The organism is Protofrankia sp. CiP1_Cm_nod4, from assembly GCF_982290645.1.
In genome coordinates this window covers 50,174-55,191 of record NZ_CEVIVC010000005.1, presented here as the reverse complement: position 1 = coordinate 55,191, position 5,018 = coordinate 50,174, and the positions used below count along the sequence as shown (strand labels likewise).

9 protein-coding genes are annotated in these 5,018 nt (G+C 67.5%); all 9 read left to right on the top strand.

Features of this window, described 5'->3' with window-relative positions; translation table 11 throughout:
* The first annotated feature begins 96 nt into the window (after positions 1 to 96).
* The 9 genes from AC5LSR_RS02455 to AC5LSR_RS02415 all read left to right on the top strand — a co-directional run bounded on the left by AC5LSR_RS02455 (position 97) and on the right by AC5LSR_RS02415 (position 4,923).
* Positions 97 to 222 carry a hypothetical protein gene (locus AC5LSR_RS02455; RefSeq protein ID WP_493468103.1) on the top strand — a complete coding sequence of 42 codons (126 nt, stop codon included), beginning with the start codon at positions 97 to 99 and terminating at the stop codon, positions 220 to 222.
* A gap of 388 nt (positions 223 to 610) precedes the next feature.
* Positions 611 to 1,138 (top strand): hypothetical protein, encoded by a 528-nt coding sequence (locus AC5LSR_RS02450; RefSeq protein WP_250286403.1) that lies wholly within the window; start codon positions 611 to 613, stop codon positions 1,136 to 1,138.
* A 16-nt stretch (positions 1,139 to 1,154) separates the two neighbouring features.
* A complete protein-coding gene (locus AC5LSR_RS02445) occupies positions 1,155 to 2,201 on the top strand; it encodes a COG1361 family protein (RefSeq protein WP_250289812.1) in 1,047 nt (348 codons plus the stop codon).
* Between the two features lie 238 nt (positions 2,202 to 2,439).
* Positions 2,440 to 2,664 (top strand): hypothetical protein, encoded by a 225-nt coding sequence (locus tag AC5LSR_RS02440; protein ID WP_493464419.1) that lies wholly within the window; start codon positions 2,440 to 2,442, stop codon positions 2,662 to 2,664.
* Between the two features lie 48 nt (positions 2,665 to 2,712).
* Positions 2,713 to 2,961 (top strand): type II toxin-antitoxin system Phd/YefM family antitoxin, encoded by a 249-nt coding sequence (locus AC5LSR_RS02435; RefSeq protein ID WP_445548219.1) that lies wholly within the window; start codon positions 2,713 to 2,715, stop codon positions 2,959 to 2,961.
* On the top strand, positions 2,958 to 3,341 hold the full coding sequence (locus AC5LSR_RS02430; RefSeq protein WP_250286407.1) for a type II toxin-antitoxin system VapC family toxin: 384 nt from the start codon (positions 2,958 to 2,960) through the stop codon (positions 3,339 to 3,341). Before AC5LSR_RS02435 ends, AC5LSR_RS02430 begins: the two co-directional genes overlap by 4 nt.
* A gap of 330 nt (positions 3,342 to 3,671) precedes the next feature.
* Entirely contained in the window at positions 3,672 to 4,001 is a 330-nt protein-coding gene (locus tag AC5LSR_RS02425) for an FKBP-type peptidyl-prolyl cis-trans isomerase (protein WP_250286409.1), read from the top strand.
* A 254-nt stretch (positions 4,002 to 4,255) separates the two neighbouring features.
* Positions 4,256 to 4,525: a hypothetical protein gene (locus AC5LSR_RS02420; RefSeq protein ID WP_250286410.1), complete on the top strand. Its 270-nt coding sequence runs from the start codon at positions 4,256 to 4,258 to the stop codon at positions 4,523 to 4,525.
* Positions 4,516 to 4,923, top strand: a complete 408-nt coding sequence (locus AC5LSR_RS02415) for a type II toxin-antitoxin system VapC family toxin (RefSeq protein WP_250286411.1) — start codon at positions 4,516 to 4,518, stop codon at positions 4,921 to 4,923. Before AC5LSR_RS02420 ends, AC5LSR_RS02415 begins: the two co-directional genes overlap by 10 nt.
* Positions 4,924 to 5,018 lie beyond the last annotated feature (95 nt).

The following is a 5,018-nucleotide window of genomic DNA, read 5'->3' as shown; positions in this document are numbered from 1 at the left end:
CGGCTCGGCGGTGGACGTAGCGGCCAGGGCGGCCAAGGTGGCACGGCAGGCCACCCGGCTGCCCGGCATGTTCACCCCTCCCCCATCCATGCCCCGGTGATCGCACGCATCTCGCGCCTGCTGGAGCCCACGCGCCGGGCGCCGCTGTGGGCCCACATCGCGATCTACCTCACCGCCGCCGCCATCTGTGCCTTCCCCGTCTTCGTTCTGCTGGCCACCTGACCGGACAGGCCCGGACGGGGCAGGCCCGTTCCAATCCGAGCTCATGCGTTCCGACCTGAGCCCGCGCCTTCCGGCCTGACTCAGCGGTGGCCCGGTTCCGGTGCCGCTTCTCGGTCCACATCTGCGGCCTCTGCGGCCTCTGCGGCCCCTGCGGCCCCTATGGCCCCCATGGCCACCGCGGGTCAAAGCCAGATGGATCACGCCAGCGCCCCGTGGTACGGCCTTGCGCGACCTGCCGGTCATGCCGGCCATGACACCACCACGACACGTTACGCTACTCATGGTTGACAACCATGTACTGAGAGTAATATCTTCTGACTTGCGACCCAGACTGGGTCAATTTCGTCCAAATATGGACACCTAGTTAATCGCCACTGTGAGGCATACTTTGCGCAAAATCACGACGGCTCTCCTGGGGGCCGTAGTCCTGGCCACCGCCACCGCACTACCCGCCGCGGCAGCCGGATCCGGAAATACCACGGCAAACTTCGACCTGACCGGGGGAACGCTCGACATCAGCGTGCCGGCCGGCCCGGTCACGCTCGCCACGGGAGCAGTGACCTCGTCCACGCTCAGCGGCCAGCTGGGCTCGGTAACGGTCACCGACAACCGCAGCGTCGACCCCGCGTCCTGGACCGCGTCAGTCTCGGCGACACCATTCCAAAACGGGACGCACACTCTCGCCGCCTCGTACGACACCGGCGTCGTCACATCCACCGGAATCCCGATCAGCCAGTGGACGATCACCACACCCCTGACGCTTTCCACGACCCCGCAGAACCCGGTCGTGCTCAACCCCACATGGCCTGGTGGGGGCGACAACACGGCCACGTGGAATCCGACCATTACCGCGACCATTCCCGCAGGGGCGATCTCCGGAACCTACAGCTCGGTCGTCACCCACTCGGTCATCTGACGGAGCGTAATCCACCGTGCGACGTGTTCTGACCACACTCGCCGTGCTTGTGGCCGGGATCCTCATCCCGGCCACAGGTGCGCTCACCGCACCCGCGCGAGCCACGGATTCCCGACCGGGAAGTATCGGCATCCGGCTGCTCGACGCCCCGACCAGCGAACAGGAAAACCCGCGGGCACGGATCTACATCGTCGACTACCTGCCGCTGGGCGCCGTGATCCATCGGCATATCGAAGTCACCAACAAAAGTGGTTCGGAAGCACGGCTGACGGTCTATCCGGGCGCGGCTTCGGTCGAGAACGGGACGTTCAACGTCGCCGCCGGACACACTCACAACGACCTGACCACCTGGATCAGCCTGAGCCCTGACACCCTGATCCTGCCGCCTGGCGCCTCCGCCCCCGTCACGGCGACCATCACGGTCCCCCGCGACGCCTCCCCCGGAGAGCGTTACGCCGGGATCTGGGCCGAGACCAGCAGCACGGTCGCGTCGCAGGACACGCAGGACACGCAGGACAAAGGCATCGTCGAGGTCAACCGGGTCGGCGTCCGGGTCTATCTGGCCGTCGGACCAGGCGGGCCCCCAGCGCCTAACTTCGCCATCGACTCGCTGACACCGGAACGTCTGCCCGACGGGCGGCCGGTCCTCACCGCGCAGGTCCACAACACCGGCGGCCGGGCTCTGGACATGAGCGGCGAACTCACCCTCACCGAAGGCCCCGGCGGCCTGAACACCCGGCCATTCCCAGCCAAGCTCGGCACGACCCTCGCCCCCGGCCAGACCGAACCGGTCACCGTGGTGCTCGACAGCCAACTACCCGACGGCCCGTGGAAGGCACGGATCCACCTCAAAAGCGGACTCACCGAACAGAGCGCCCAGGCCACTGTCACCTTCCCCCGTCACCCCGGTACGCCCGCGCCCGTAAAGACAACATCGACAGCCAGCAGGAACTACCTCACAGGCGCGATCGGCATCGCCGTACTGCTGCTCGCAGCCCTGGCATTCACCATCCTGCGCCGAAACCGCCGAGCGTCCCGGACCCGGACAACCGCGGAATCCTGACCAACCTCGATTCCTCCCCCGGAGCTGGCTGAAGACAACGAGAGCGGAGCAAGATTGATCCTGCGAGTGGCCTGTCGTCGATATCGCTCGCAGATCATTGATCGGAGGACGGGCAGGCGGGCCCGGTGCCGTCGGCGAGTGCACTCTGCTCAACCGGTCGTGGCACCTGACCGGTGACACCGACATCCGCTTTCTCCAGTAGAAGGCGGACGCGTTCCGTCCCGGCCCCGCCGTCGAGATGGTCTCCCCGTTCGAGGACACCCGTCACGGGACCACGGAAGCAGCCGGCACACCGTTCATCAGCTTCTACACGCCGGACGAGATGCTGGCGCTGGCCCGCGAAGCCGGCTTCAAGGACGTCCGACACGTGTCGGGAACCGCGCTCGCCGAGCGCTACTTCGCCGGTCGGACCGACGGCCTGCGCCCGTCAACCGGAGAGGACGTGCTGGTAGCCACCACCTGAACCAGCTCAGCCCACGCCAGCAGGTAGCACAAGTGCTATCCTGGAAAGGTGAATGAGATAGGGCTTCGTGAGGTGCGGCAGAACGCCAGCGAACTGGTGCGGCGCGCCCAGGCCGGCGAGCGGTTGACCATCACCGTCTCCGGCCGGCCGGCGGCCGTTCTCGGCCCGATGACCCCGCGCGCATGGCGACGCTGGGACGACCTCGCGGATGTCTTCGCTCTGCCGGCCGACACCGACTGGCCCGGTGATCGCGACCTCGTCGACGGCACCGTCACAGACCCCTGGGAAGATCGGTGAACCGCGGCATCCTTGACACCAGCGTGCTGGTCGCCACCGATGTCGCGCCGATCCCCGGCGAACTCGCGGTCAGCGTCATCAGCATCGCCGAGCTTCAGTTCGGCGTCCTGGTCGCGAAGACCTCCGAGGTCCGCGCGAACCGACTCACCCGTCTCAGCGCACTGCAACGACGGTTCGACCCGCTACCCGTCGATGATGCCGTCGCTGACAGCTACAGCCGGCTCGCTGCTCGCGTCGTCGAGATCGGACGCCAACCGCGCGCCCGGACGATGGACCTGCTGATCGCGGCCACCGCGCACGCCCACGAAGCCAGCGTTTACACCCGCAACGCCGCCGGCCTCGCCGGCCTCGAGGACCTCATCGACATCATAACGATCTAGAAGTCCAGGCTGCCCACCACTCCGTCGCTCACCGCGCGGCAGGCGGCGCCGCACCGCTCGCCTCAGAGCGCGGCCCGCCAGAATGCGGCCGATCGTCGGCAGGAGGCGCGCGGCAGCTTCACCGAAGCGGCCTGATCGGCTGCTGTGGCGGGCCGTCGGACGAGCAGGCTCGAACGAGCGTCGAGAAGGTAAGTTCGCCTGACTGACATACTTCCCTGGACGCCCCGGTTCCTGCCCGCGGGGTGCGGAGATCCGTGACGGCGGCGTGCTCGGCTCCAGCCAGGGCAGGTCTGCTGGGGCTGGTCCCATCATCGAGGAAAGGCTGGTCGCATGGGCGTGTCGGTTGAGACCCTTTCGCCGGGAGACGGCAAGACCTTCCCCGGGAAGGGGGACACCGTGCAGATTCACTACGTTGGCACCTTGCTCGACGGCACGAAGTTCGACTCGTCCCGTGACAGAGGCTCGCCGTTCGTGACCCAGATCGGCGTCGGCAAGGTGATCAAAGGGTGGGACGAGGGGGTCCCTCAGCTGTCGCTCGGCCAGAAGGCGGTGCTCACCGTCACACCCGACTTCGCGTACGGCGCCCGCGGCTTCCCGCCCGTCATCCCGCCCAACTCCACTCTCCGCTTCGAAGTGGAACTGCTCGGCATAAATGCCTGAAAGGGCGGTCCGTACAGGGGGGATACCAGCACCGTAGCCGGGCTCTTCGGACGACCCGGCGGCAGGCCGCGGGCAGCATCTGATCACTGGTACGCACGAGGTGCTACCCCGGCAGGGCGGCAGGGAGCGCGCGGCCAGGCGGTAGCCGGGTCCGCCCGATCCGATGGTCCACTGCCCATCCGCACGAGCGGCGACGTGCGCAGCCCGCATGATCTACTACTATAGTAACGCTGTTTTGACGTTAGAATGACGTCATGAGCTCTACCGAAGAGATCACGACCAATCTCACCGTCCGAGCCCTCCCGGCTCGGGTACGCGCCACCCTGGCTGCCCGCGCGAAGGCGCGCCGGCAGTCGCTGAACGCCTACCTGCTCGACGTGCTCAGCCGCGAGGCGAGTACCCCGACCATGGACGAAGTGCTCGCCGACATCGACAGCACCCGCGCCTCCATTGGGCTCACAACGGACGACGCGGTCGTCGCCGTGCGCACGGTCCGTGATGCGGAGGATGCACGGTGGGGCTGATCGTCGTCGACGCGTCCGTGATCGTCGATCTGCTCGCCGGGGACGACAGCCCTCGGCGCAAGGCGGCAAGGGACCGGATCGTCGGCGGCGACGCCTCCTACGCCCCTGCCCACCTGGACATCGAGGTCATCTCGGCGCTCCGCGGCCTGGCCCGACGTACGCGCCGTCTCGCCGAGCACACCCCGACGCTCATCGCCAACCTGATCCGCCTGCCGATCCGTCGTGAACCGCTCGGCGGACCGACCGCTCAACGCGTCTGGGAACTGCGGGAAAACATGACCGCCTACGACGCCGGCTACGTCGCGCTGGCGGAACAGATCGACGCGGTCCTTCTCACCTGCGACGCCAAGTACGTCGCCGCGGCCGGCCCCCGCTGCGCCATCGAACTCATCACATAGACATCAGCGGAATCCGGCCCTCACGCCACAGAACAAAGCGGACACCGGCAACAAGGCCGCGGCGACGAGAGCCGGTCAGGCGCTTCACGCCTTCG